Annotated in this window: 18 protein-coding genes and 1 pseudogene; 9 read left to right on the top strand and 10 right to left on the bottom strand. The window is 57.2% G+C overall.

Annotated features, from left to right (window positions below; genetic code table 11):
* Nucleotides 1-2 precede the first annotated feature (2 nt).
* Nucleotides 3-878 (bottom strand): sulfofructosephosphate aldolase, encoded by an 876-nt coding sequence (yihT, locus tag ACOTY9_RS20760; RefSeq protein WP_023331633.1) that lies wholly within the window; start codon nt 876-878, stop codon nt 3-5.
* 18 nt (nt 879-896) lie between these two features.
* The gene (gene yihU, locus ACOTY9_RS20755) at nt 897-1,787 is read right to left on the bottom strand and encodes a sulfolactaldehyde 3-reductase (protein ID WP_023331632.1); all 891 of its coding nucleotides are present in this window, start codon (nt 1,785-1,787) and stop codon (nt 897-899) included.
* A gap of 155 nt (nt 1,788-1,942) precedes the next feature.
* Here yihU and ACOTY9_RS20750 point away from each other — a divergent pair, with 155 nt between their 5' ends.
* The 8 genes and pseudogenes from ACOTY9_RS20750 to ACOTY9_RS20715 all read left to right on the top strand — a co-directional run.
* Entirely contained in the window at nt 1,943-2,839 is an 897-nt protein-coding gene (locus ACOTY9_RS20750; RefSeq protein ID WP_421637398.1) for a sugar kinase, read from the top strand.
* 34 nt (nt 2,840-2,873) lie between these two features.
* Nucleotides 2,874-3,674, top strand: a complete 801-nt coding sequence (locus ACOTY9_RS20745; RefSeq protein WP_014885750.1) for a DeoR/GlpR family DNA-binding transcription regulator — start codon at nt 2,874-2,876, stop codon at nt 3,672-3,674.
* A gap of 119 nt (nt 3,675-3,793) precedes the next feature.
* The gene (gene yihX, locus ACOTY9_RS20740; RefSeq protein WP_023336484.1) at nt 3,794-4,393 is read left to right on the top strand and encodes a glucose-1-phosphatase; all 600 of its coding nucleotides are present in this window, start codon (nt 3,794-3,796) and stop codon (nt 4,391-4,393) included.
* Nucleotides 4,387-5,268: a virulence factor BrkB family protein gene (locus ACOTY9_RS20735; RefSeq protein ID WP_014885748.1), complete on the top strand. Its 882-nt coding sequence runs from the start codon at nt 4,387-4,389 to the stop codon at nt 5,266-5,268. Before yihX ends, ACOTY9_RS20735 begins: the two co-directional genes overlap by 7 nt.
* Complete coding sequence (dtd, locus tag ACOTY9_RS20730) at nt 5,265-5,702, top strand: D-aminoacyl-tRNA deacylase (RefSeq protein WP_014885747.1); 438 nt, start codon at nt 5,265-5,267, stop codon at nt 5,700-5,702. The genes ACOTY9_RS20735 and dtd overlap by 4 nt, the downstream gene beginning before the upstream one ends.
* Nucleotides 5,703-5,746: 44 nt before the next feature.
* Entirely contained in the window at nt 5,747-6,688 is a 942-nt protein-coding gene (gene fabY, locus ACOTY9_RS20725; RefSeq protein WP_023331628.1) for a fatty acid biosynthesis protein FabY, read from the top strand.
* A gap of 422 nt (nt 6,689-7,110) precedes the next feature.
* On the top strand, nt 7,111-7,557 hold the full coding sequence (locus ACOTY9_RS20720) for a hypothetical protein (RefSeq protein WP_196480535.1): 447 nt from the start codon (nt 7,111-7,113) through the stop codon (nt 7,555-7,557).
* 74 nt (nt 7,558-7,631) lie between these two features.
* A pseudogene (locus ACOTY9_RS20715) lies at nt 7,632-7,864 on the top strand (hypothetical protein); the annotation flags it as partial.
* Nucleotides 7,865-7,906: 42 nt separating this feature from the next.
* Here the strand turns inward: ACOTY9_RS20715 and ACOTY9_RS20710 are convergent.
* Nucleotides 7,907-8,146: a hypothetical protein gene (locus tag ACOTY9_RS20710; RefSeq protein ID WP_023331625.1), complete on the bottom strand. Its 240-nt coding sequence runs from the start codon at nt 8,144-8,146 to the stop codon at nt 7,907-7,909.
* A gap of 257 nt (nt 8,147-8,403) precedes the next feature.
* Between ACOTY9_RS20710 and ACOTY9_RS20705 the strand changes: the two genes are divergently transcribed.
* The gene (locus ACOTY9_RS20705; RefSeq protein ID WP_348566083.1) at nt 8,404-8,874 is read left to right on the top strand and encodes a hypothetical protein; all 471 of its coding nucleotides are present in this window, start codon (nt 8,404-8,406) and stop codon (nt 8,872-8,874) included.
* 38 nt (nt 8,875-8,912) lie between these two features.
* On the opposite strand, the gene ACOTY9_RS20700 is transcribed toward ACOTY9_RS20705, so the two are convergent.
* The 7 genes from ACOTY9_RS20700 to fdxH form a co-directional block, all read right to left on the bottom strand.
* Nucleotides 8,913-9,179 (bottom strand): hypothetical protein, encoded by a 267-nt coding sequence (locus tag ACOTY9_RS20700; RefSeq protein ID WP_023331623.1) that lies wholly within the window; start codon nt 9,177-9,179, stop codon nt 8,913-8,915.
* Nucleotides 9,163-17,763, bottom strand: a complete 8,601-nt coding sequence (locus ACOTY9_RS20695; RefSeq protein WP_348566084.1) for a hemagglutinin repeat-containing protein — start codon at nt 17,761-17,763, stop codon at nt 9,163-9,165. Before ACOTY9_RS20695 ends, ACOTY9_RS20700 begins: the two co-directional genes overlap by 17 nt.
* A gap of 13 nt (nt 17,764-17,776) precedes the next feature.
* Nucleotides 17,777-18,295, bottom strand: coding sequence for a toxin-activating lysine-acyltransferase (locus ACOTY9_RS20690; protein WP_023331620.1), 519 nt, complete (start codon nt 18,293-18,295; stop codon nt 17,777-17,779).
* A 2-nt stretch (nt 18,296-18,297) separates the two neighbouring features.
* On the bottom strand, nt 18,298-19,992 hold the full coding sequence (locus ACOTY9_RS20685) for a ShlB/FhaC/HecB family hemolysin secretion/activation protein (RefSeq protein ID WP_045134861.1): 1,695 nt from the start codon (nt 19,990-19,992) through the stop codon (nt 18,298-18,300).
* A 171-nt stretch (nt 19,993-20,163) separates the two neighbouring features.
* Nucleotides 20,164-21,093 carry a formate dehydrogenase accessory protein FdhE gene (fdhE, locus tag ACOTY9_RS20680; protein WP_014885738.1) on the bottom strand — a complete coding sequence of 310 codons (930 nt, stop codon included), beginning with the start codon at nt 21,091-21,093 and terminating at the stop codon, nt 20,164-20,166.
* Complete coding sequence (gene fdoI / locus ACOTY9_RS20675) at nt 21,090-21,725, bottom strand: formate dehydrogenase cytochrome b556 subunit (RefSeq protein ID WP_008501832.1); 636 nt, start codon at nt 21,723-21,725, stop codon at nt 21,090-21,092. Before fdoI ends, fdhE begins: the two co-directional genes overlap by 4 nt.
* On the bottom strand, nt 21,722-22,624 hold the full coding sequence (fdxH, locus tag ACOTY9_RS20670; protein WP_045134862.1) for a formate dehydrogenase subunit beta: 903 nt from the start codon (nt 22,622-22,624) through the stop codon (nt 21,722-21,724). The genes fdoI and fdxH overlap by 4 nt, the downstream gene beginning before the upstream one ends.
* Nucleotides 22,625-22,631: the final 7 nt, after the last annotated feature.

The following is a 22,631-nucleotide window of genomic DNA, read 5'->3' as shown; positions in this document are numbered from 1 at the left end:
TCTTAGCGGCGAGCTATCATTTCGTCGACGATCTCACCCAAACGCTGCAGTTTTGGCACAGAGACGTCGCGTAGCATCATTTCAGTATCCGGCAGCCCCACCACGGAGGACCACACGGCGCGACCGGCTAAAAAGCCTGAAGCCCCCGCCTGCATGGCAACCTGCACCGCGCGCGGGAAGAGCTTGTCATCCACGCCGGAAGAGAGGATCACCCACGGCATATTGATTTCCGCGTTCAGCTTTTGCGAGGCGGCCAGCAGTTCCTGCTGCGTACCTTTACCGAACAGCGGCATCTCCACTTTGTAGAGGTCGGCACCGCTATCGCCCAGCTCTCTGGCGGCGTCGATAATCGCCTGCTCGCGGTTGAACGCGGCACCGCGACGCGGCGGACGCACCACCGGTTCGATAATGCTAAGCAGTCCGTTGCTATGGCACAGCGTATTGAACGCCTTCACCATCTCCAGACGTTGCTGCGGATCTTCATCGCTGCGCCACAGCACCAGCAGCTTCAGCGCCTTGCCGCCATCGCGTTTTACTGCCTGCGCGTCGATGTTTTTGTCGATCACCACGCTATCGACCGGAATACCGTTGCCCGGTATAAACTCGTCCGCTGCCACAATCATCGCGCAGCTTTTGGCGACGGCCTGCTGCTCGACGATCTGGCGATAGCAGAACTGCTGGTCAACCAGAATAGCGGAGGCATACGGCGACAGGATTTTGGCCGCGTTAACCTTAAAATCCGTGAGGTGCTGGTCGGTTACCGGCACCGGCGCGCCTGCCGCAGCAAACATCAGGCGCATCGCTTCGCGCTGGTCCACGGCCAGCATGGCAAAACCGCCGGAAGGTCGGGTGATATCTTTCAGGGTGTACATCGTCATTCCTCAGTCCTTTTCGTATCAGTGTGATTTTTTCAGCCCGGCAGATGCGCGAACCTGTTCAAGAATGGCCGTCCAGTCTTCGCGCCCGCGCCCGGCGGCGCGAGCCTGGTTGTAAACTTCACGGGAAGCCGCGCCGAGCGGCATGGGAACGTGGAGCTGGTTGGCCACGTCCAGGGCGATCCCCAGATCTTTATGCGCAAGGTCGATCATGAAGGCGGGTGAAAGATCCCCTTTCAGCACCTTGTTCGGCCATGAGGTCGTGAAGTGGCCTTTGCCTGCCGGCGTGCCGCTCATGACCTTGAGCGCCACGTCGAAGGAGAGGCCGAGCGCTTCGCACAGTACGGCCGCCTCTGCTGAAAGCGCGTTCAGGGCGATGCTCATGTAGTTATTGATAAGCTTCACGCGGATGCCCATGCCCGGCCCGCCAGCGTTGATCAGCTCATTGCCCATCGCCATTAATACCGGCGTGGCGCGCTCAACCTGCTGCGCCGTGCCGCCTGCCAGCAGAAGTAACGTACCGGCGATGGCATGGTCAGACGTTCGTCCGACGGGGACGTCCATCAGGCTGAAGCCGCGCTCCGCCATGTCACGGATCAGCGCGTCAGTTTGCAGTGGATGAATGGTGGACATATCGATCACCAGCGCGTCGCGGGATAACCCTTCGCAAACGCCGTGCTCACCAAACAGTACGCTGCGCACCAGGTCGCCGTTGGGCAGCATGGTAATGACGAATTCGGCATCCGCAGCGGCCTGCGCTGGCGTCGCCACTGCCTGTGCGCCACTCTCCACCAGCGTCTGAACGGCCTGCGGGTTCACATCAAAGACCTGAAGCCGGTGACCTTGTTTCAGCAGATTCTTCGCCATTGGCGCGCCCATCTGCCCTAAACCGATAAATGCGATTGCTGACATGCCTTTCTCCTGTCACATCGTGTCAATTTTTGCGCGTTTGTGTTGTCTGTTTTTGATCGTATTTGTAATTTATAGTCAAAAAATTGACAGGGGTCACTTTTTAAACATTTGATGAAATTAAAATGGCAGCATCAGAAATCGCACAAGGAATCACCATGACTCGCATCGTTTGTATCGGCATTACCGTGCTGGATCGCATCTGGTATCTCGATGATTTACCAAGAGAAGGTGGGAAATATGTCGCAAAAGATTATACGGAAGTGGGCGGTGGCCCGGCGGCAACTGCGGCGGTGGCAGCAGCGAAACTGGGGGCTGAGGTGGACTTTATTGGCCGCGTGGGTGACGACGAGACCGGAAGACGCCTGCTCGCGGAGCTGGAATCCCTGGGGGTGAATACCCGCTACACGCGCGTGTTTAAAGGGGCCCGATCGTCACAATCCGCAGTGCTGGTGGACGCCAGCGGGGAGCGCGTGATTGCGAACTACCCCAGCCCCGCTCTTCCCGCTGAGGCTGACTGGCTGCAAGACGTCGACTTCTCACAATGGGATATCGTATTAGCAGACGTGCGCTGGCATGACGGGGCAAAACAGGCGTTTATCCGTGCTCGCCAGCAGGGCGTACCCACCTTACTTGATGCGGATGTCACTCCGCAGGACATCGCGGAACTGATCGCCCTAAGCGATCATGCCGCCTTCTCCGCGCCGGGACTGCGGCGTTTAACGCAGCTGGATGAAGCTGAAGACGCGCTGAAAAAAGCACAAATGCTCACAAATGGACATGTGTACGTTACGCAGGGGCGAGACGGTTGCTTCTGGCTGGAAAGCGGCAGGTTATGTCATCAGCCTGGCTTTGAGGTCGAGGTGGTTGATACCACGGGGGCGGGCGACGTTTTCCACGGTGCGCTGGCGGTCAGTCTGGCGCAGCAAGCGTCCGCCGTTGACGCCGTACGTTTTGCCAGCGCCGTCGCCGCCCTGAAATGCACCAGGCCCGGCGGGCGTGCGGGTATACCCGACTGTGATCAAACCCGCTCTTTTTTGTCACTTTTTGTATAAAATGCGGGGCGTGATGGTTTTCAGAGGACAGCCCATGAGTCTTACCGAACTGACCGGCAACCCGCGTCACGATCAGCTGCTGACGCTGATTGCCGATCGCGGCTATATGAATATTGATGAACTGGCGCAGCTGCTGGATGTGTCCACACAAACGGTACGACGGGATATCCGTAAGCTCAGCGAGCAGGGACTCATAACGCGTCATCATGGCGGTGCGGGCAGGGCGTCCAGCGTGGTGAACACGGCGTTCGAGCAGCGTGAAGTTTCGCTCACCGAAGAGAAGCGGGCGATTGCCGAGGCGATTGCGGACTACATTCCCGATGGCTCAACCATCTTTATCACCATCGGGACGACGGTGGAGCATGTTGCCCGGGCGCTGCTCAATCACAACCATTTGCGCATTATCACCAACAGCCTGCGGGTGGCGCACATTCTCTATAAAAACCCGCGCTTTGAAGTGATGGTCCCCGGCGGCACGCTGCGCCCGCATAACGGCGGCATTATCGGCCCGGCGGCGACGGCGTTTGTGTCCGGCTTCCGGGCGGACTATCTTGTGACCAGCGTAGGGGCGATTGAGCACGACGGTGCGATGATGGAGTTTGACGTCAATGAAGCCAGCGTGGTGAAAACCATGATGGCTCACTCGCGCCATATTTTACTGGCAGCCGATCATACAAAATACAGCGCTTCCGCCGCCGTAGAAATTGGCAACGTGGCGCAGGCCACGGCGCTTTTCACGGATGAGCTTCCCGGCTCGGCGCTGCAAAATCTCCTCAAATCCAGCAAAGTGGAAGTGGTCGAAGTCAGTTCAGGAGAAGAACAGCAGGCTGGCTGACCTTTTTATGGCCCGATATCTCTCTTCGGGCCATTCCTTTCTTTAAGCTGAATCTCGCACATAGCCAAACCTTCTCTTTCCCGCTACAGTTATTTTTCCACGGCGAGCAGGAGATAAACATGCTTTATATCTTTGATTTAGGAAATGTAATCGTCGATATCGATTTTAATCGCGTGCTGGGTGCATGGAGCGACTTTAGCCGTGTTCCGCTGGCGACGTTAAAGCAGAATTTTGCGATGGGCGAAACTTTCCATCAGCATGAGCGCGGTGAAATAAGTGACGAGGAATTCGCAGAGCATTTCTGCCAGGATATGGGGCTGTCGTTAAGCTATGAGCAGTTTTCGCACGGCTGGCAGGCGGTATTTGTCGCCATCCGCCCGGAAGTGATCGACATCATGCACAAACTGCGTGAGCAGGGGCACCGTGTGGTTGTCCTGTCGAATACTAACCGCCTGCACACCACGTTCTGGCCTGAAGAATACCCTGAAGTTAAGGCAGCGGCAGATAAAATCTATCTCTCGCAGGAGATGGGTATGCGCAAGCCCGAAGCGCGGATATATCAGGCCGTTTTGCAGGCAGAAGGTTTCACTGCCGCCGATGCCGTCTTTTTCGACGATAATGCCGATAATATAGAGGGAGCTAACCAGTTAGGTATCACGTCAATTCTGGTGACCGGAAAAGAGACGATACCCAACTACTTTGCGAAGCAGTTATGTTAAAAACCGTTCATCAAAAAGCCACGCATCATACGCGCCCGCTGAGAGCCTGGCTAAAACTGCTCTGGCACCGCATTGATGAGGACAACATGACCACGCTGGCGGGAAACCTCGCGTACGTGTCGTTGCTCTCATTAGTGCCGCTGGTGGCGGTGATCTTTGCGCTATTTTCCGCCTTTCCGATGTTTGCGGACGTCAGCCTGCAGCTTCGCCATTTCGTGTTTGCGAATTTCATTCCTGCCACCGGGGATGTTATCCAGAACTACATCGAGCAGTTCGTTGCCAACTCCAACAAGATGACGGCGGTGGGGGCGTGCGGGCTGATTGTCACTGCGCTGCTGCTGATGTATGCCATTGATAGCGCACTGAACACAATCTGGCGGAGTAAAAAAGCGCGGCCAAAAGTCTACTCTTTTGCCGTGTACTGGATGATCCTCACGCTCGGCCCGCTGCTGGCCGGGGCGAGCCTTGCCATCAGCTCTTACCTTCTGTCATTGCGCTGGGCGAGTGATTTAAACGGCGTTATTGATAATGTGCTTCGCATCTTTCCGCTGATCCTGTCATGGCTTTCGTTCTGGCTGCTCTATAGCGTCGTACCGACCACGCGCGTACCAAACCGCGATGCGGTAGTGGGGGCGCTGGTGGCGGCCGTGCTTTTTGAGCTGGGTAAAAAAGGGTTTGCCCTCTACATCACCATGTTTCCGTCCTATCAGCTGATTTACGGCGTGCTGGCGGTGATCCCCATTTTGTTTGTCTGGGTCTACTGGACCTGGTGTATCGTCTTGCTTGGTGCCGAAATAACTGTCACTCTCGGCGTATACCGCGAACTTAAAAAAGCAGCAGCAGCTGAAAAACAACAAGAAGCAGACCAACCATGATTGCATTGATACAGCGCGTAACCCGTGCCAGCGTCACCGTGGAGGGAGAGGTGACGGGTGAAATTGGCCCAGGACTTTTGGTGTTGTTAGGTGTCGAAAAGGATGATGACGAACAAAAAGCTAACCGCTTATGCGAGCGGGTGCTGGGTTACCGCATTTTCAGCGATGCGGAAGGCAAGATGAACCTGAACGTCCAGCAGGCGGGCGGCAGCGTGCTGGTGGTGTCCCAGTTTACGCTGGCAGCGGATACCGAGCGCGGCATGCGCCCGAGTTTCTCGAAAGGCGCCGCGCCCGATCGTGCAGAAGCACTTTACGAATACTTTGTTGAGCGTTGTCGCCAGCAGGAAATGCATACGCAAACCGGACGATTCGCTGCAGATATGCAGGTTTCGCTGGTGAACGATGGCCCCGTCACATTCTGGCTCCAGGTATGAGCCAACTGGCGGCGTGGCCGCGGGTAACAAGAGAGAGTACAGCTATGTATCACCTTCGAGTACCGCAAACGGAAGAAGAGTTAGAAGCCTATTACCAGTTCCGCTGGGAAATGCTGCGCAAGCCATTACATCAACCGAAAGGCTCTGAGCGCGACGCCTGGGACGCAATGGCCCATCACCAGATGGTGATGGACGAGGAGGGCAATCTCGTCGCCGTCGGGCGTCTGTATATCAATGCCGATAACGAAGCATCTATTCGCTTTATGGCGGTTCACCCTTCCGTACAGGACAAAGGGCTGGGGACGCTAATGGCAATGACCCTGGAGTCCGTCGCCCGCCAGGAAGGCGTTAAGCGCGTCACCTGTAGCGCCCGCGAAGATGCCGTGGAGTTTTTTGCCAAACTCGGTTTTGTAAATCAGGGGGAAATCACCGCCCCGCAAACCACGCCGATTCGTCATTTTTTGATGATCAAACCCATTGCCACTCTGGACGACATTCTGCATCGCGCAGACTGGTGCGGTCAGTTACAGCAAGCCTGGTATGAACATATCCCTCTGAGTGAAAAGATGGGCGTGCGCATCCAGCAGTACACCGGGCAAAAATTCATTACCACCATGCCGGAAATCGGCAACCAGAACCCTCACCACACCCTGTTTGCTGGCAGCCTGTTTTCTCTGGCAACGCTCACCGGCTGGGGGCTGATCTGGCTGATGCTGCGCGAGCGCCATCTTGGCGGCACCATCATTCTGGCCGATGCCCATATTCGTTACAGCGCGCCAATCAGCGGCAAACCGAGCGCGGTGGCTGACCTTGGCGCACTGGGCGGCGACCTTGATCGTCTGGCGCGTGGCCGCAAAGCGCGTGTACAGATGCAGGTTGAGCTGTTTGGCGATGAAACCCCGGGCGCGGTTTTTGAAGGAACTTACATCGTTCTCCCTGCGAAGCCGTATGGCGCGTATGAAGAGGGGGGAAATGAAGAGGAGTAGCGCAGTTAAAAGAGAGTTATCTTTTTAGAAGATAACTCTCATGTTGTATTAAAAATAAATCTATTGATGGCGTAATTGCCATCCAGATCGGCGTTCGAACCTTCATAGACGAGCGTATAGTTAATCCTTGTTGTCGTAATAAAAGATGTGTTGTCAATTGCATTTTTAATTCTCTACTTTTCAAATAAAACCCAAATTGTAATTAAGGAAAGCTAAATGGTGTTTAGCTATTGCATCAATTATTATTGCAACATTTATGTACTAATGACTCGTTATGAATTTGTAATAAAATGAATAAATACTACAGCTTTGAACGAAACAAATCCGGGCTCGTAATTATATTATTATTGAGTTTTTTGCTTTTGGGTTGTTTTCTTGCCTATATCATTTGGGTGAGCATGATTTCAATGAGAACTGTTCTAATGAACTCTGTTCCAGAATGGTTAACGTATATAACGATAGGCTCTATTTTTGGTCTCATATTCTCCGGGAGAGCTACCTATTATAGACCTATTGGTAAAACATCAAATTATGTCATTGAACGTTTTTGGGTGGGGTTTAGTTGTGGCTTTATTCTTTCATTAGGGATTTATGATGTTTTCGTGTTTATGTCGAAGGGAAACGTTATTACATACGAAGCGGCTTATGAAATAACATATCCTGGCCCAAGAAAGGGGCGGTTTGGTCATTGTGAAGCAGGGTTGTGGTTTAAGGACTATAACACAAAGCGTTGGATTCAATTGTGTACAAATAAAAAAGCACTTCAAGCAGCGGGTGAACCAGGAGCAGATGCTGTAAGGGTTAGTGCTCATTCAAATGAAATAGGGTCTTATATAATTGATTACAACTTCATAAAATCCAAGAGTTAATTAAGAAACCACAACTCCATATATTCACTCTGAAATAATAAATCCACGTTAAATTAAAGGAGAGAAAAACATCTCTCAACGGGAAATGGTTGTCGAATGCAGTTTTATTGATTGTATGCTGGTTAAAATCCGCGTGATGAAGGATTGTATCATGATCACGCCACAGCATACACGCGAACTATGGGGTTGCCTGGATGGTATGAGCGTAGTGAATATAAATAAACAAAAAGTGACTAACTGGCTGAAGACGTTTCCCGGAGTGCTGAATGATTTGGGGGATGTGCCGGTGATCAGACGGGATAAGTGACAGTTAAAAGAGAGAGCCCGGCGCGGTGGCCGTGATTTTTTATTACTTTTTTTCTTGGCGGTAATAAATCCACCAACAACCACATCCAAAAATGAATCCACCAAAGGATGTACCTTTAATTAGTTTCATAAAACCAGGTAGATAAACATCAATAGGAATGTCTTGAGTAATTAAAAGGTAAATTCTTGCAGAAAAATAGGTTAGTAAAGCAACAATATTAGCTGTCACAACAAATGCGAACGTGAGGAAAAACCATAGTAAAAACCACTTCTTCGATGTCATTTTATTCTTTCCTTAATCCTTATTATAATGAGGTATTACAGCCTGTTGTATTATTTTCTCGAGTCGCTTCGCATTTATTAAACGTTTCCCATAATGCAGTGCTGTATCTTTATCCATAGCGGTATAATGGCCGCAGGAAAAGTCAGTGATACAGGCTGTGAATAATATGTAATGAACGTGAAACGGTAAGAGCGCGGTATAAAGGTGCGCCAACACCTTTATACCGCTGACCACAAACAACTAAGCAGGAGTTGATTATGGCTGCGAAGAATTCTATGCCAGAGCGGGCTGTTGCCCAAACAGAAGTTGCAGTATCTGAGAATAATGTAGAAATTCGCGAGCAGGTGCACAAAAAGAACCCGTGTGCGCTTCACGGGGAACGCACCGGGTCTGAACGTGTTTACGCCAGAGGGGGATCAGGCTCTGCCTGCTGCGAACTTTATACCCGAATGGATCGCAATTATTTGCCGCTGGCGGGCGAGCGGCTGTCCCGCGTCGGATTTCGTAGCGGGATGGCGGTAAAGATCCGTGTTATGCCGGACTGTATTGTGATTGCGCCGCAAAATACCCGCGAGTTATGGGGGTGCCTGAAAGGGTTAAGTATCACGCATATCAATAAATTGAAGGTGAAAAAGTGGCTGAGAGAATTTCCGGGGACGCTGAACGACACTGGCGATCTGCCGGTGATTAAACGCGATCGTTATGATTGTCTGATCCGCAGCGAGTGATTGTTAAAAGATCCCGGCTCAGTGGCCGGGATCGTGGTTCAGGATTTTGGATCGGAAGGGGGGGATTTTCGGGCTTTGCGCTCGTCCAGTTTGGCGAAGAGCCATGACCTGAAAGCTGCTGCCGTTCCAGCAATAACGCTTGCAACCAAAACATGCTTGATATCTGATTGTTCAATATCTACTTCATGACTAATGATTAGTTTTACAATTATCAAAGCCAGAGAGAAAAAAATTAAACAACAAAAAACCATGTATGCAATGCTTAAGAACAGTAAAGCTACGGTAGTGTTATTTTTTCTTTTCATTAATTTCATCCTTAACTACATTACTAATAAATTCACCTCCCACGGTACCGATAATATCACCTACAGGGGCTGCGCTCGGACCTAATACAGGGGAAAATACTGGTGGTGCAATAATATTAACTGCCGTACCAAACGCCCAACCTGCGCCCGTGCCAGTTAATGCACCTTTATCCAGCCCATCAGTGAATAGTGAACCACCCAGTGCGATCCCGGCATTAGCCCAAATCCCACGACCCGGAGCTAGTGCACCAGTTGCTCCCGCTGAAATACTTCCCTTATAATCCCAGTTCTTGTTCTCGTTACCTGGACGGCTCAGGTCAAACCACTGGTAGCTTCCATTAGCAATTTCTCCTATTATTGCGCCACTAACAACGTTACCTACTGACGCCGCTGGTCCCAGATACCAGGCTCCCGCAATCATCACACCATCCTGATATCCTTCCACAATTGCTTTAGCGATATTCGCGCCTTCCGGTAAATCACCGTTTGCCAGTTTTTCCAGTCCGGCCTGCTTCTCCTTCGGAGACAGACCATTCTCTTCTGCATACTGGTTCCACGACTGTGCTGCCAGGCCGTAATCCATCATACCCTGTCCGAAACTGCTCGGATTAAGCGCATTATTCTCAACCACCGTCTTCCCGGACTGCGCCCCGGCGATGGCGCTTGCCGTACCGTCTCCCGCAACGCCGCCTGCTATCCCTGCGGCAAGAGTCGCCAGCGCGCTGATGGTCTGCTTTTCACTTTCACTCAGCGCAGCAACATCCTTCCCGTACATCTCCAGCGCAATACCACCCGCCAGCTCCCCGACCGCTGCTCCAGCCGCACCCGCCAGCGCGTCTTTCCCCTGCATCGCGGCCAGCACCGCATTCGCCACCGCGTGGGCGGCGGCTTTTTCCATCGTATCGTCCAGCCCGGAACGGTGGCCGATAATCTCCGCCACGTACGGTGCCGCCGCTCCGGCCAGCGCGGCGGTCATGTCGCCGCCCGCCAGACCCTGAGCGGCAGCGGTAGCCGCCTGGATGGCGCGCTGCATGTCGCTGCCCGTGCCGTACTGTTCAATTGCCGTGCGTCCGGCCTGGTCGGCTATCTCCTGAGGGGTAGGGTTGCTCTTGCCCTCAGCCCTCAGCTTCTCCTCTGCGGCGCGGAGCGCTGCCGGGTCGTTCATGGCCTCCTGTTTCGCGATTTCACCCTGCGTGCGGGCGATATCCGCCACCTGGCTGCCGATTTCCCCGATAAGCTGCGCCTCCTCCATCCTGCGCTGCTCTTTCTCCTTATCGAAAATGGTGTCGATGCTGCCGTTGGCATTCGCCGTGTCGCGGCTCAGGTCCGCCACGTCCTGCGTCTGATGCTCCTTATCGCGAACCACCACCGTGCCGTTTTCAATGGCCGCACGCGTGGTGCCCTCCGCGCTGCCGCTGCTGTCCGCCCCGACCAGCAGGTTGCTCGCCATATTCCCGGTGAACTGCCCCGCGATGCTGCCGCCGGTGCTGATGCCCGCGCTCTGGTGCTCCACGTCGTATTCAGTGGTATTGTGGATATCCCGCCAGCCGAGCGTCCCGGTGTCGAGGCGGTTGTTATCCGCCGTGGCGGTGGAGGCGATAACCGCGCCGTCGAGCTGCGTGTGGCCGCCGACGTTGATGTCGAACCCGCCGGAGCCTGCGAAGATACCGCTCTGCTCCTTCACGGAGACGTAGTCGCTGTTCATGCTGTCGCGGCTGTAGTTAACGCTGGCCGAGCCGCTCATGGTGCCGAAGGTAAAGCTGCCGCCCGCGCTGGCGTTTTGCTGTTTGCTGTCGTAACGGTCGGTGTCCTGTTCACTGGTAATGGTCAGGTTACGCCCGATATCGGCCAGGACGCTCTCCCCGCTGACCTGTGCCCCGGTGAGATTCGTATCGCGCCCGCTGACGATTGTGAGCGTATCCCCTGCGTTAACCGTGGTTTCGGTGCGGGTGGTGCCGTTGCCGCGCTCGGTTCCTTTGCCGCTGTTCACGCTGGCGGAGACGGAGATGCCCGCGCCACCGGAGCCGTAGCCGATACCGACGCCCGCGCTGCCGCCGTGGCTCTCGTTTTGGCCGTCGAGCGTGGAGGTGTTCAGTGCGGAAATCAGGTTCACGTCCCGGCTGGCCTGTAGCCACAGGTCGTTCTGCGCATCAAGCTGGCTGCCGTGAACCAGCAGGTCGCCGTCGGTTGCCACCACGGTGAGGTTATTCCCGGCGGTGAGGCTGCTGCCTTTTGCGGTGGCCTGCGTGCTGGTCCGGGTGGATTTTGACGACTGGCTGCCGTAAGAGAGGCTGATGCCGACGGTGTTGTCGTTGCCCTTCTGGTTGCCGGTGGCCTGGTCGAGCATGACGGACTGCGCGCCCTGTCCGAGGGTCAGGGCGCCTTTCACCGCCTGCAGGGCGGCGAGGCGGTCGTTATCGGTCTCCCTGGCCTGCTTCAGGGTGCTCACGCTGCTGTCGAGAGCACCACCCGCCGCGCCGGAGAGCGCAAGGGTCAGACCGGAAGATTTTTGCTCCACGGTGTGGGTCTGCGTGCCGCTCTCCGTGGCGGCGGTGATGCTGACGTTTTTCCCGGCGAGCGTCATATCCTGCGCGGCAATCAGGTCCGAGCCGTGGACGCTCAGGTCATTGCCCGCGCTCAGCGTGACGCTGCCGTTCACGGAGCCAATGGTGCTGCCGCGATGGGTGGTGTCCTGTGCGGTGTCGGTGACCTTCAGGCTCTGGCTGCCGTAGCTGACACCGATGCCGCCCGTGCCGGAGAAGCCGGATTTTTTCTCCTGCCGCTGATGACTCTCCTGGCTGTGCTCCTCCGCCGTGGTCACGGTCAGGCTGTTGCCTGCCGCCAGCCGGACATCGTTATCGCCCACGATATCGCTGCCCTGCACCCGCAGGTTATTGCCCGCCTGCAGGGTGACGCTGTCGCCGCTGAACAGGGCTCCCTGTGCGGTCTCACTGTTCACCACATCGTGCGTGGTCACGGTTTTTTTCGACAGCGCGCCGCTGCTGCCGGTGGACTGATGGTGCGACTCAAACATGCTGCTGTCAGTGGCGGCGGTGACGGCGATGTCGCGCCCCGCGCTGACGGCGAGGCTGCTGTCCGCCTCCACTGTTGCGGCCTGCGCATTCACGTCGCGTCCGGCCATCATCAGGATATCGCCTCCGCTGGCCACCTCACTGCCAACCTGTTGAGTGGTGGACTGCTTCAGCCAGTTATTTTTATCCCACGTCAGGTTATCGCTGGCGGAGGTGGTGACGGTGGTGAGGTTCAGATCCCGCCCGGCACTGAGCACCGTCTGGCTGCCACTGCCGTTGTTAACGACCTGCGCGCCGGTCAGGGTGAGATCGCGCCCGGCGTTCAGCACCAGCTTACCGTCATCGCCCTGGACGTATATCCCCGCCACGCGCTCTACGGTGGTGCGCTCAAAACTGTTTTTCCCGCCGCTGCTCTGTGCGCTGCGGGTGGTGGTGGTGAGGCTGATGTCGCGCCCGGCCGTGGCCAGTACGGCATTTTTGCCCGAGATCGTGCCGCCGGTGTTGTTGATGTCCGTGCGGGCGAACAGGCTGACGTCAGCCCCCTGTATCGTTCCTGCTTTGTTGATGATGTTGTCGGCGCTGAGCTGCACCGCGTCACGCCCGTGCAGGGTGCCGCTGTTGACCAGGTCGCGGTTCAGGTTCATCACCAGATTCTGGCCCCCCATTAGCGCGCCGGAGCCGTCGATGTCGCCAGGCTGTACGCGAACATACACCTGCGGCACCATCACCGTCTGCCAGCTGCCGTCGGCAAGCTGAACGCGGGTGTTGACCAGCCAGACCATGTCCTCCGTCAGCAGGCTCATCTGTTCGGCGGTGAGCGCCACGCCAGGGACAAGCTGATGCGTCTGCCCGAAAGCAATGCCCGCATCCATCAATGCCCTGAACTGGGTCTCATCGTCGCGGTAGTCGCCCAGGTAGCGGCCGCCGGTGAGGGCGATGATCTGCTCGCGTACCAGGCGCTGCTCGTAATAGCCGTCGCCAAGGCGCTTGTGCACGTTATCCGGATCTGTCGTGAACGCATTCTGCATATAATCACTGCCGAGCCACGTCTTGTTGTTGGTAAAGCGTGGATCGGTTTCGATCAGGTAATGCGCATCCGGATCCGGCAGGGTGTTAAACAGGCTGCTGTCCGGCAGACGGATGTCCGGCCCTGCGGCACGTACCACCACGCCCTGCGCATCGCTGGCGGGCGTTTCAATCCATTTGCCAGGCGCATTGCCGGAGGGCAGGGCAGGGGAACCCGGTGAGGTGGTGTCCACACCTACCGCCAGGCTACCCGTCCCGCTGAGCGTGGCATCTGTTTTGTGGGCGCTGGCGGGGGAAAGGGTCATGCCGCTGCCATCGGCCTGGCTGTTGCCTTCCATTTTGCCCGGCGACAGGGTGATCGACTGGATAACCACAGGCGGGGCGTAGTCCGAGGTGCTTTTTCCCTGCGAGTCGCCACCCTTTCTGGATTTACGGCTGTAGTGTGTGACCGAGCCTGCATCGGTGATCCATCGGCTGCCTTCCGGCATCACGTTATCCACCGAATCGGCGAAGATCCCGAGCGTTCCCCCCGCCACAATCTGGCTTTTATCGTTCAGAACCTGATTTGCCGTAATCAGCATATTGCCGCCGACGAGGATTTTGCCCGGGTCACTTTCGGCAATCACCTCTTCTTCAATGGTACGGGTGTAGGTGTACTCGTAAAAGTTGTCGTTGTTGGCCCCGGTATCGTCCGGGGTGTTGAGGTTAAGCAGGTGGTCGGCCGAGTTGTGGTCGACGAACACGCCGTCAGCATCCGCATCCCAGCGGGTGGGCGATCCCTTTTGCTGGTACTCGTGGATCTGCTCCGTGGAGATGAGCGCCACTTCGGTGCTGAAATGGTCGTTGATGTTGTTGAGCTGGCCGATGGAGAGCGCCATGTCGCCCGCGGACTCAATGGTCGCGCTGTGGTTGTTGAGGGTTTGCGCCTGCCCGATGGCGAAGCCGTTGTCGTCCACGCGCCCGCCGATGGCCATCGCCCCGTCGCTGTAGATCAGCGCGTGGTCGCGGTTGTTGATTGTCTGTGCCCCGATGTCCACGCGCTGGCGTCCGGCGAGGGTCGCTGCCGTTCCGTCCTGGGCGAGGTTATTGAGCGTTATCGCCTGAATCGACAGATGATCGCCGTAGATGCGGCCGGTACCCGCGTTCGTTAAGGTTTCGGCACGCAGCCACGTCTGGCTGCCGTCGATAAGACCGTAATTACTCAGACTTGAGGAGAGGGTCAACCAGGTCGCGCCGGCGGCAATCTCGCCGGACGCGGCATTGAACAGACTGGCGGCGCTGAGATCCAGTTTTGCGCCCGCCAGCAGGTTACCGCTGTTGGTCACGCTGCCCGGCGTGGTGAAGGTCATGCTGCCGTTGGCAATCACATCACCCGCGTTGTTAAAACTCTGCTGCGTGTGAATCGTCATATCGCCGAGCGACAGAAGCTGACCGTCTCCGGTTAGCGCGTCGGCTTCAAGCGTGACGTTCTCCCCGCCAATAACGACCCCGTCAGCGTTGAGAAGCCGCAAAGCCGCGCCGCTCAGCGACAGCGCCCCCTCGGCGGACAGCTCACCCTGCGTGTTATCCAGGGTTCCGGAATTGGCGATCGATAACGTATTGCCTGCCCGCGTTGTTCCCAGAGTGTTATCGAACTGCTGGCTGTTGATTTTCACATCCAGCCCTTCAATACCCTTATCTTCAGCCTGCGTATTGCGATTGATCAGCGAGGCCGCGTTGAGCGTCACCGTTGCGCCACTGCGTATCAGGCCCAGCGTGTTGTCGATCGCCCCCGTTACGGCGTTCACCGCCAGTTCACCGAGAGACTGGATCTGCCCGTCCTGGTTATCAAGACGATTGAGGTTGAGGGTCATCTGCTGCTCACCCACCAGACGCCCGCCGGAACGGTTATCCAGCGAGGTGGCCCGCAGCGTGAACTCCCCTTTTGCGCCCAGCGTGCCGTTCTGGTTGTTCAGCGCGGCGGTGGCGAGCTGCATGTCCGCCAGGCTGTAAATCGTCCCCTCGCGGTTATCCAGCTGCCAGCCGTGCGTATCAAGAACGAGCCCGCTTCCCTGAATGACCCCCTGACGGTTGTCGGTATCGCTGCGCGTGGCAAGCGTCAGCGTATCCAGGGCATACAGCGTCCCGGCGATGTTGCTAAAGCGCGCGGCGTCCAGCGTGGCCCGTTTTTCGGCGAGAAGTACGCCCGCATCATTTTGCAGATCGGTCGTGGTTATGCTCAGGTTTCCCTGGCTAACGATGCCGCCCGTGTCCCCGCTGTTGCGGTTGCTGATACCGTCAACGGCCAGCGTGAGATCCCCTCCGCTCTGGACCAGCCCGCTGCTGTCGTTGTCCAGACGCTGTGCCGTGACGGCAAGATTGCCCTGGGCGACAATCATCCCTTTCTGGTTGGCGATCCGGGAGGCGTCTATCCGCGCATCTTCACCGGATACCAGTGTGCCTTGCGTATTTTCCAGCGACCCCACATGCAGATTCAGCGAACCTGTGGCGCTCAGGGTACCGTTGCGGTTGTCCACGTCCGCGGCCGTTACGACGGTTTCTTTCGCGCTGGCCAGCATGCCGTGCTGATTGCTGATGCTGCCGGCGTTGACGTTCAGGGTGCCAAAGCTGACGATGCCGCCGGTCGTCAGGGTCGTGTTGTTTGACAGGCGGTTCCCGTGAGTGTCGACGATCATGTCCGCCCCGGACTGAATTAACCCTTCGTCGTTGTTCAACCCGGCGCTGTCGAGCGTCAGGTTATCGTGGGCGGCAATTGTCCCGCCGACGTTAGCCAGCGCGTTGCGGCTGGTTAGCGCGACGCGGCCGTGTTCCGCGCTGATAAAGCCGCTGCTGTTGTTGAGAGTGTCGGCGCTCATGCTGATGCTGCCTGCTGCTGCCAGTTCACCCTCGCGGTTGTCCGTCAGGCCAGCCGTTTTTATCGTCAGGGCGCTGCCGGTATCGGCGGCAACGATCTGGCCTTTACGGTTATCCAGCGACGCGGCGTTGACGCTTACCGTGGCGTTGGCGGCAATCATGCCTTCGCGGTTATCAATGCCGTCCTGATGGTTCAGCGTCAGACCCCGCGTGCCGCTCTGGCTTATCTGGCCTTTCTGATTTTGCAGGCGTTTTGCCGTGAGCGTGAGCTGGTCGGCGGCGAGCAGGCCGCTGCTGTTATCCAGCGTGCCGGTTGCCGTGGCGCTGAGTGTGTCATTCGCGATGACTTCCGCACCGGCGGTGCTGAGGTCGCCTTGTCCGGCGTTAAGGGTAATGGCGTTGGCCTGCGTCACGCTGCCTGATGCATCCAACCCCTGTCCCGTGGACCTGATGTTGCCACCCGCCACATTCAGTCCATGCATCTCAAGTTTGCCGCTGGCGTTGAGCGTCAGATCGCCGTCGCGGCCTGTGGTGCCATCGGGCTGCACGCCTGCCGCCAGCGTGCCGGTGCTGGCAATCGTTTTGCCCGTCAGGCTGACGTTGCGCTGTGCAGCGAGGGAGCCGCTGTTTTGTATGGCGTCGGTGCCAGAAAGGGCGACGTCAGCGGAAGACCAGACCGTGCCGCTATTCTCAATACGCCCGTCGGCGGAGAGGGTGACCGTCCCTGCTTCCGCGCCGATATTGCCCGCGTTGCGCACGCCGACGCCTTTTTCCGTCCCGATCAGACGGATTTTCCCGGCGTACATGCCGCCGACCTGGGAGACATCCAGCGCCATGACGGGTTTTGCCGCACCGTTATCCGCAAGGGCGGTCACCTTTTCATGCGCCGCATCCACCGTGTTGCGCCCGGTAGTGACGCGTAAATCCTGCGCGTGAATCGCCGCATTCACCTGAACCGCCCGGGCGATGATATCGGTGTGCGCCTGCCCGGAGGTATCCAGCCCGTTGCCGTTCACGGTAATCTCACCGCGCTCCACCTGATACCCGGTTATCCGGCCATCCTGCATCTGCGCGGTACCGGTCGTCAGCGTGGCGCGCCCGGCGTTGATAAAGCCGCAGCCGTCACAGGTAATGCCCGACGGGCTGGCAATGATCACGTCGGCCTTTTGTCCAGCCACCTCAATGTAGCCGTTGAGCTGGCTCGGGTTGCGTGCGTTCACCTCGTTGAGGATGACTTTAGCCTCGCCTTTCGCCAGCCACGGGTTGGCGGTCACCATTCCGCCGAGTTCGGTTGAGGTATTTTTATGGGCGTTATTGAGGATGGCCCCGTCCCGGCCAACGTCGAACTGACTGTAGGTGTTGCGGGACACGCCGCCTGCAGACGGGGTCTGGATATTCACCTGCGTCGTGCCGTTAGCGGTGCTGATCACGGTGGGCTGCTGTTTACCGGGCGCGGAGGCGTCCGCCACAATCCCGGCGGCCTGCACCGTGACGGCACCAGAGGCCAGCCACAGCGCAAGGCTGAGTGCGCCGACGCGACAGACAAGACGCTGAAGCGCGTGCCCGATCCCGGAGGAAGACGATCCGCCCGAACAGCCGCGCGCCAGCTCGGAAACGACCATCAGCATGCCGCGGGCTTTATTAAAGACGATACGGTACAGACGTTTATTCATGGTGAAATCCTTTTTATTTTTGTCCGTGCAGCGGGTGCGTGTGTTTCCAGTTCAGCAGCGCTTCGCGCGTGACCTGCCTGCCATAAAACGTTTTGATACGACGGCCTTTCTCATTGCCGCGATGCCACAGAAAGCGCGCAACGTGATGCGGAAAAATCTCCTCGCGTACCAGGCGAAACAGGGCTTCCGCGTGCCCAAAGGGGGCAATAAAATCGCGAAACCACATCCGATCGCCGTTACACCAGTCTTCTTCCGGCAGGACGACCGTCTCCTGGGTGAGATAGCGGCGTTCGGCTTCTTCGCTCATCCATGCCCAGCTCAGGAAAAAGATCGGGCGTCCTTTCTCCTCTATCAGCACGTACTGCTGGCGTTTAATGATGGGCAAGAGCACCACGGGCAGGACGTGCAGCGGCGCGTCACGGTGGTTGAGGGAATGCATCCAGAGCCAGACCGACGCGCCCAGCACTTCGGCTTCACTTAGCGCGACGTCCTCGAGCTGCGGACAATGAACCGTCAATTCGCCATAGCGCATACTCAGAAATCCATGTTGAGGTTGAAGCCGAAGGTTGCCGGGCTGGTTTTAAAACCGTCCGGGTGGGAGAACGGCACGCCCGCGAAGGCGTCGTATCCCACTTTCCAGAGCGCACCGCGCAAGCCCGCCGCGCCACCCGCAAGATGGTTGCCCGCCAGGTATTCCGTACCGTTGCCAGCGACCTCGCCATAGTCGGCAGCCAGATAGAGCTCGGTTCCGGCAAGCGGGGTCTGCCAGGAGAGATCGTTTCGAACCAGCCAGCCGCGATCGGCGTTGAGCGTGCGTTCGCCGTCGAAGCCGCGCACCGTCCAGCGCCCGCCGATGGCGAACTGATCCTGTGAAGTGAGCGGCGTGTTGCTGGTCTGACGCTGCCAGGCTACGTCGTAACGCAAGTGCTGCGTGCTGAGTGCGAACGGCAGGCTCAGGCGTGCGTTGGTGCGAAGAATTCGGCCCAGCGCGGTGGCTTCATCGAACGTTTCTTCGGGGGCTGGCTGGGCGCCAAACCATCGCGTGCCGCGCTGGTAGCTGATGCCAGCATCAACCGTGGCGGGGCCGATATAGTGGCGATGCTGAAGCCCGGCCTTCCATGAAGAGACGTGGCGGCGCTGAACTTCCACTTCCGTGTCGTTGATGTAGTTTTTCGTTGTCCGGCTCTCCACGTCCCAGGTGAACGTGGTTTTTTGGGCGCTGCTGCGATGCAGAACCCGGCTGGCCTGCGCCACCAGACTCTGGCTTTTGCCGCTGTACCGAATGTCGCCGTTTAGCCCCGCCACGGTCTGGTGATAGTGGTAATCGCTGCCGGTAACGGAAAATGCCCACCAGCCCACGGGAACAGACCAGTGGGCGCTGAGGTTTTGGTTGCCTTTTTCCGGCCCGGTTTGAAGGTCATGGTTAATGGAAAACCAGAAGAGATCGCTCAGCGCCAGCGGGTTATCCAGCGACAGCGTTAGCCCACCCTGATAGCGGCCCGTTGACGACGAGCCAGAATCATCAAGCGACAGGCCAAGCCGCCAGAATTTGCTCTGCTGGCGGGTAATCACGATATCGCTCTCACCCGGCTGTTCAGCCGGAACGATATCCATCTCAACCTGGACGGTGGGCAGACGCTGAAGGTTCTCCAGACCCTGCTCGATATCCCGCAGGTCGAGCAGATTACCGTCATGTGCCGGGAAGGCGCTGTAAAGCCATAACCCGCGACGGCTGTTATCGGTCAATGTGACGTGGCGTATTTTCCCCGGAATAACGGCCAGTGTTAAATGGCCGCTTTTTAAATCCTGAGCGGGAGCCAGCACGCGTGCGGTTGTCCAGCCGTGGGCGATCAGCCGGTTTTGCAGCAGGCTCATCACGTGGTTGATACCCCGTGCGCCGAGGCACTTCCCGACGGACTGATTCGCGATGCGCTGCAGCGGTACCCAGTGCGGGAGGGCGTTATGCCCCGTCAGCGTCACGTCATGGATGGTGAAGCAGGGCGTTTCGGCGGCAAATTCGCCGCTTTCGTTACGTGTTGCCGGAGATTGCAGCCGAACGTCAGGCGCCTGGGGCGTCAGTTGGGTTTCCAGCGCCTGCTGACGCTGCTGTTGCAGGATAAACGGTTCATCACCCGGTGCGGCGCTGGCACCCGATGAAAGGCTGAGAACGGCACAGATAAAAAAGCCGGTGCGCTTCGTTGCGACTGGTCGAAATTCCCTTTTCAACATTTTCCCTTACAAAATGTAATGTTTTCTTGCAAGGGATCGTGACGAAGTCACAGCGACTTTTCTACGCGTAGCGGCTAAATAAAATCTGAAAGTGGGGGAAAGTACGGAAGCGGATTAAAGCGGGTATGACTGGCCGGGCAAGCTTGCGCCGCCCGGCACGGTTACGGGAGATTACTCCCCTTCACCCGGGAACAGGAACGGGTTGATTGAGCTGCGGGCGAAGCCCTCCTGCTCCATTTTGGCGTCCAGAATCAGCGAGGCGAGATCGTCGGCTACCGCTTCGACTTTCGGGTCTTTTTCCTGATACAGAATCTTCAGGTAGGTCCCACAGTCGCCGCAGCTTTCGGCTTTCACTGCCGCTTCTTCATTTTCCAGCGACCAGTAGTTGAGATCGCGGGTCTGCTCGCAGTTGCTGCACTTCACGCGCACGACGTGCCATTCGGTTTCGCACAGGTTGCAGTGCAGGTAGCGCAGCCCCTGGGTGGTGCCAATCTGTACCATGCTGGAGACCGGCATGGAACCGCACACCGGGCAGAACTGGCGCGCTTCGCCGTACTCGGCGCGGGCTTTGCCGGGGATCAGGCTTGCCATCTGCGCCCAGTAGAGCGACAGTGCCGCCCAGATAAACGGCGCTTTATCACTGCTGACCAGCGAGAAGTCGGAAGCAAACAGCGCACTCGCCATCTCTTCCAGCTCCTGTTCGGACGCTTTTTCCAGGTTCTCAATGACCGCAAGCGCAGTACCGCTCATTTCGGGCTTCAGCTCGGCAATCAGCGAATGCAGCAGCTTGTGCCAGTGCTTGTCGCGCGGCAGGACGTGAATATCCAGCGGCGGCTTGCCCTGCTCATTGGCTTCTTTGATGCGCGCAGTCAGGTCCATTTGCAGTGGGTGGTCGTACAGCACCACTTCCTGCGCGTGGGCGACAAGCGCAGCAAAACGCAGAAAATCGCCCAGCGGGTTGTTCTCTGCCAGCTCGCGCAGACGCTCTGCGCGGCGGTTGTAGAGGTTCTTGAGTCTGGGGAATAACAACGGCGGAATATACTCCGCCGTACGTTTCTCGCTCGACCCCAGCTCATCTTGCGGGATTATGCGAATACTCATTCAGATGACTTTTCCTGTTTCTGGCGGACTTCACGGTACCAGCGCGGGTGATGTTTCTTCGCCCACGTACTGGTTACCCAGCCTTCCACCATCGCGGTAATGGTGCCTTTCACCCAGAGGGCGGCGTAAATATGCACCATGATAACCACAATTAGCGCCACTGCGGCAAATGAATGCAGCATCAGCGCGAATCGGATCACCGGGATTGAGAAAGCAGGCGCAAAATACGGACGCCAGATGATCACGCCGCTGACCAGCAACAGGACCAGGAAGATAATCGCCGCCCAGAATACGCATTTCTGACCGAAGTTATAACGCCCGGTATCACCTACTTCCTCGTTGACGACGATCTTACGAATATTCTTCGCCCAAAAGATATCATCCCGATTGATTAGGTTATGGTGCCAGTAGCGGAAAAACATGATGATGAACGACGCGAACATGATGACGCCAACAAACGGGTGCAGTATACGCGCCAGTTGTGGTGTCCCCATGATCTGCATCAGCCAGTTGAAGGAGGGGAAGAAGAACCCCAGCCCGCTTATCGCCGCCAGCATGAAGCAGAAGGCGGTGACCCAGTGGTTGATGCGTTCCGGCGCGGTGTAGCGCACGATGGTGTCACGTTTTCTCATTTGCGCACCTCGTCTTTCTCTTCATGCAGGTTGTCGTCTTCCTCTTCCGCACGGTTCGGACCGACGCCGACGTAGTGGAAGATGCTCGCTGCGAAGGTGGCAGCAAAACCTACCGCGGCCAGCGGTTTCCAGATGCCTTTCCAGAACTTCACGGTGGCGCTGATTTCCGGGTTCTCCGGCAGGCCGTGATACAGATTCGGCTTGTCGGCATGGTGCAGCACATACATCACATGCGTACCACCAACACCGGCCGGATCGTACAGGCCCGCATTGTCGTAACCACGGGTTTTCAGCTCGTCCACGCGCTCTGCCGCCAGCGTTTTCATATCCTCTTTAGAGCCAAAGTGGATAGCGCCGGTTGGGCAGGTCTTCACGCACGCGGGCTCCTGGCCGACAGTGACGCGGTCAACGCACAGCGTGCATTTGTAGACGCGGTTGTCTTCCGGGTTCAGGCGCGGTACGTCGAACGGACAGCCCGCAATGCAGTAGCCGCAGCCGATGCACTGCTCGGACTGGAAGTCGACGATGCCGTTGGCATACTGAATGATAGCCCCTTCTGACGGGCATGCCTTCAGGCAGCCCGGATCCGCGCAGTGCATACAGCCATCTTTGCGGATAAGCCATTCCAGTTTGTCGTTCTGCTCCACTTCCGAGAAACGCATCACCGTCCAGGACTTGGCGGTCAGGTCCGCAGGGTTGTCGTACACCCCAACGTTGTGACCCACTTCGTCACGCAGATCGTTCCACTCAGAGCAGGCCACCTGACAGGCTTTACAGCCGATACAGGTGGTCACGTCGATAAGTTTCGCCACTTCCTGCTGGTGGTCCCGCGCCTGAGGCGCGGGCGTGAAACCGTTAGTCGCGGAACGACGGATAATGTCTTGAGATTGATAAGCCATAAGTCGT

Source organism: Enterobacter cloacae complex sp. SHL012 (assembly GCF_049237505.1).
GTDB lineage: Bacteria > Pseudomonadota > Gammaproteobacteria > Enterobacterales > Enterobacteriaceae > Enterobacter > Enterobacter kobei.
This window is presented reverse-complemented; position numbering and strand designations above follow the sequence as displayed.

Bases quoted from the DNA above. Each gene is read 5' to 3' on its own strand.
- fdhE (WP_014885738.1), bottom strand. From the start codon at position 21,093: ATGAGTATTCGCATAATCCCGCAAGATGAGCTGGGGTCGAGCGAGAAA.
- ACOTY9_RS20700 (WP_023331623.1), bottom strand. From the start codon at position 9,179: ATGAAAAGAAAAAATAACACTACCGTAGCTTTACTGTTCTTAAGCATT.
- ACOTY9_RS20720 (WP_196480535.1), top strand. From the start codon at position 7,111: ATGAACTCTGTTCCAGAATGGTTAACGTATATAACGATAGGCTCTATT.
- fdxH (WP_045134862.1), bottom strand. From the start codon at position 22,624: ATGGCTTATCAATCTCAAGACATTATCCGTCGTTCCGCGACTAACGGT.
- ACOTY9_RS20745 (WP_014885750.1), top strand. From the start codon at position 2,874: ATGAGTCTTACCGAACTGACCGGCAACCCGCGTCACGATCAGCTGCTG.
- ACOTY9_RS20705 (WP_348566083.1), top strand. From the start codon at position 8,404: ATGGCTGCGAAGAATTCTATGCCAGAGCGGGCTGTTGCCCAAACAGAA.
- fabY (WP_023331628.1), top strand. From the start codon at position 5,747: ATGTATCACCTTCGAGTACCGCAAACGGAAGAAGAGTTAGAAGCCTAT.
- ACOTY9_RS20685 (WP_045134861.1), bottom strand. From the start codon at position 19,992: ATGTTGAAAAGGGAATTTCGACCAGTCGCAACGAAGCGCACCGGCTTT.
- fdoI (WP_008501832.1), bottom strand. From the start codon at position 21,725: ATGAGAAAACGTGACACCATCGTGCGCTACACCGCGCCGGAACGCATC.
- yihU (WP_023331632.1), bottom strand. From the start codon at position 1,787: ATGTCAGCAATCGCATTTATCGGTTTAGGGCAGATGGGCGCGCCAATG.
- ACOTY9_RS20710 (WP_023331625.1), bottom strand. From the start codon at position 8,146: ATGACATCGAAGAAGTGGTTTTTACTATGGTTTTTCCTCACGTTCGCA.
- ACOTY9_RS20690 (WP_023331620.1), bottom strand. From the start codon at position 18,295: ATGCGCTATGGCGAATTGACGGTTCATTGTCCGCAGCTCGAGGACGTC.
- dtd (WP_014885747.1), top strand. From the start codon at position 5,265: ATGATTGCATTGATACAGCGCGTAACCCGTGCCAGCGTCACCGTGGAG.
- ACOTY9_RS20695 (WP_348566084.1), bottom strand. From the start codon at position 17,763: ATGAATAAACGTCTGTACCGTATCGTCTTTAATAAAGCCCGCGGCATG.
- ACOTY9_RS20750 (WP_421637398.1), top strand. From the start codon at position 1,943: ATGACTCGCATCGTTTGTATCGGCATTACCGTGCTGGATCGCATCTGG.
- yihX (WP_023336484.1), top strand. From the start codon at position 3,794: ATGCTTTATATCTTTGATTTAGGAAATGTAATCGTCGATATCGATTTT.
- yihT (WP_023331633.1), bottom strand. From the start codon at position 878: ATGACGATGTACACCCTGAAAGATATCACCCGACCTTCCGGCGGTTTT.
- ACOTY9_RS20735 (WP_014885748.1), top strand. From the start codon at position 4,387: ATGTTAAAAACCGTTCATCAAAAAGCCACGCATCATACGCGCCCGCTG.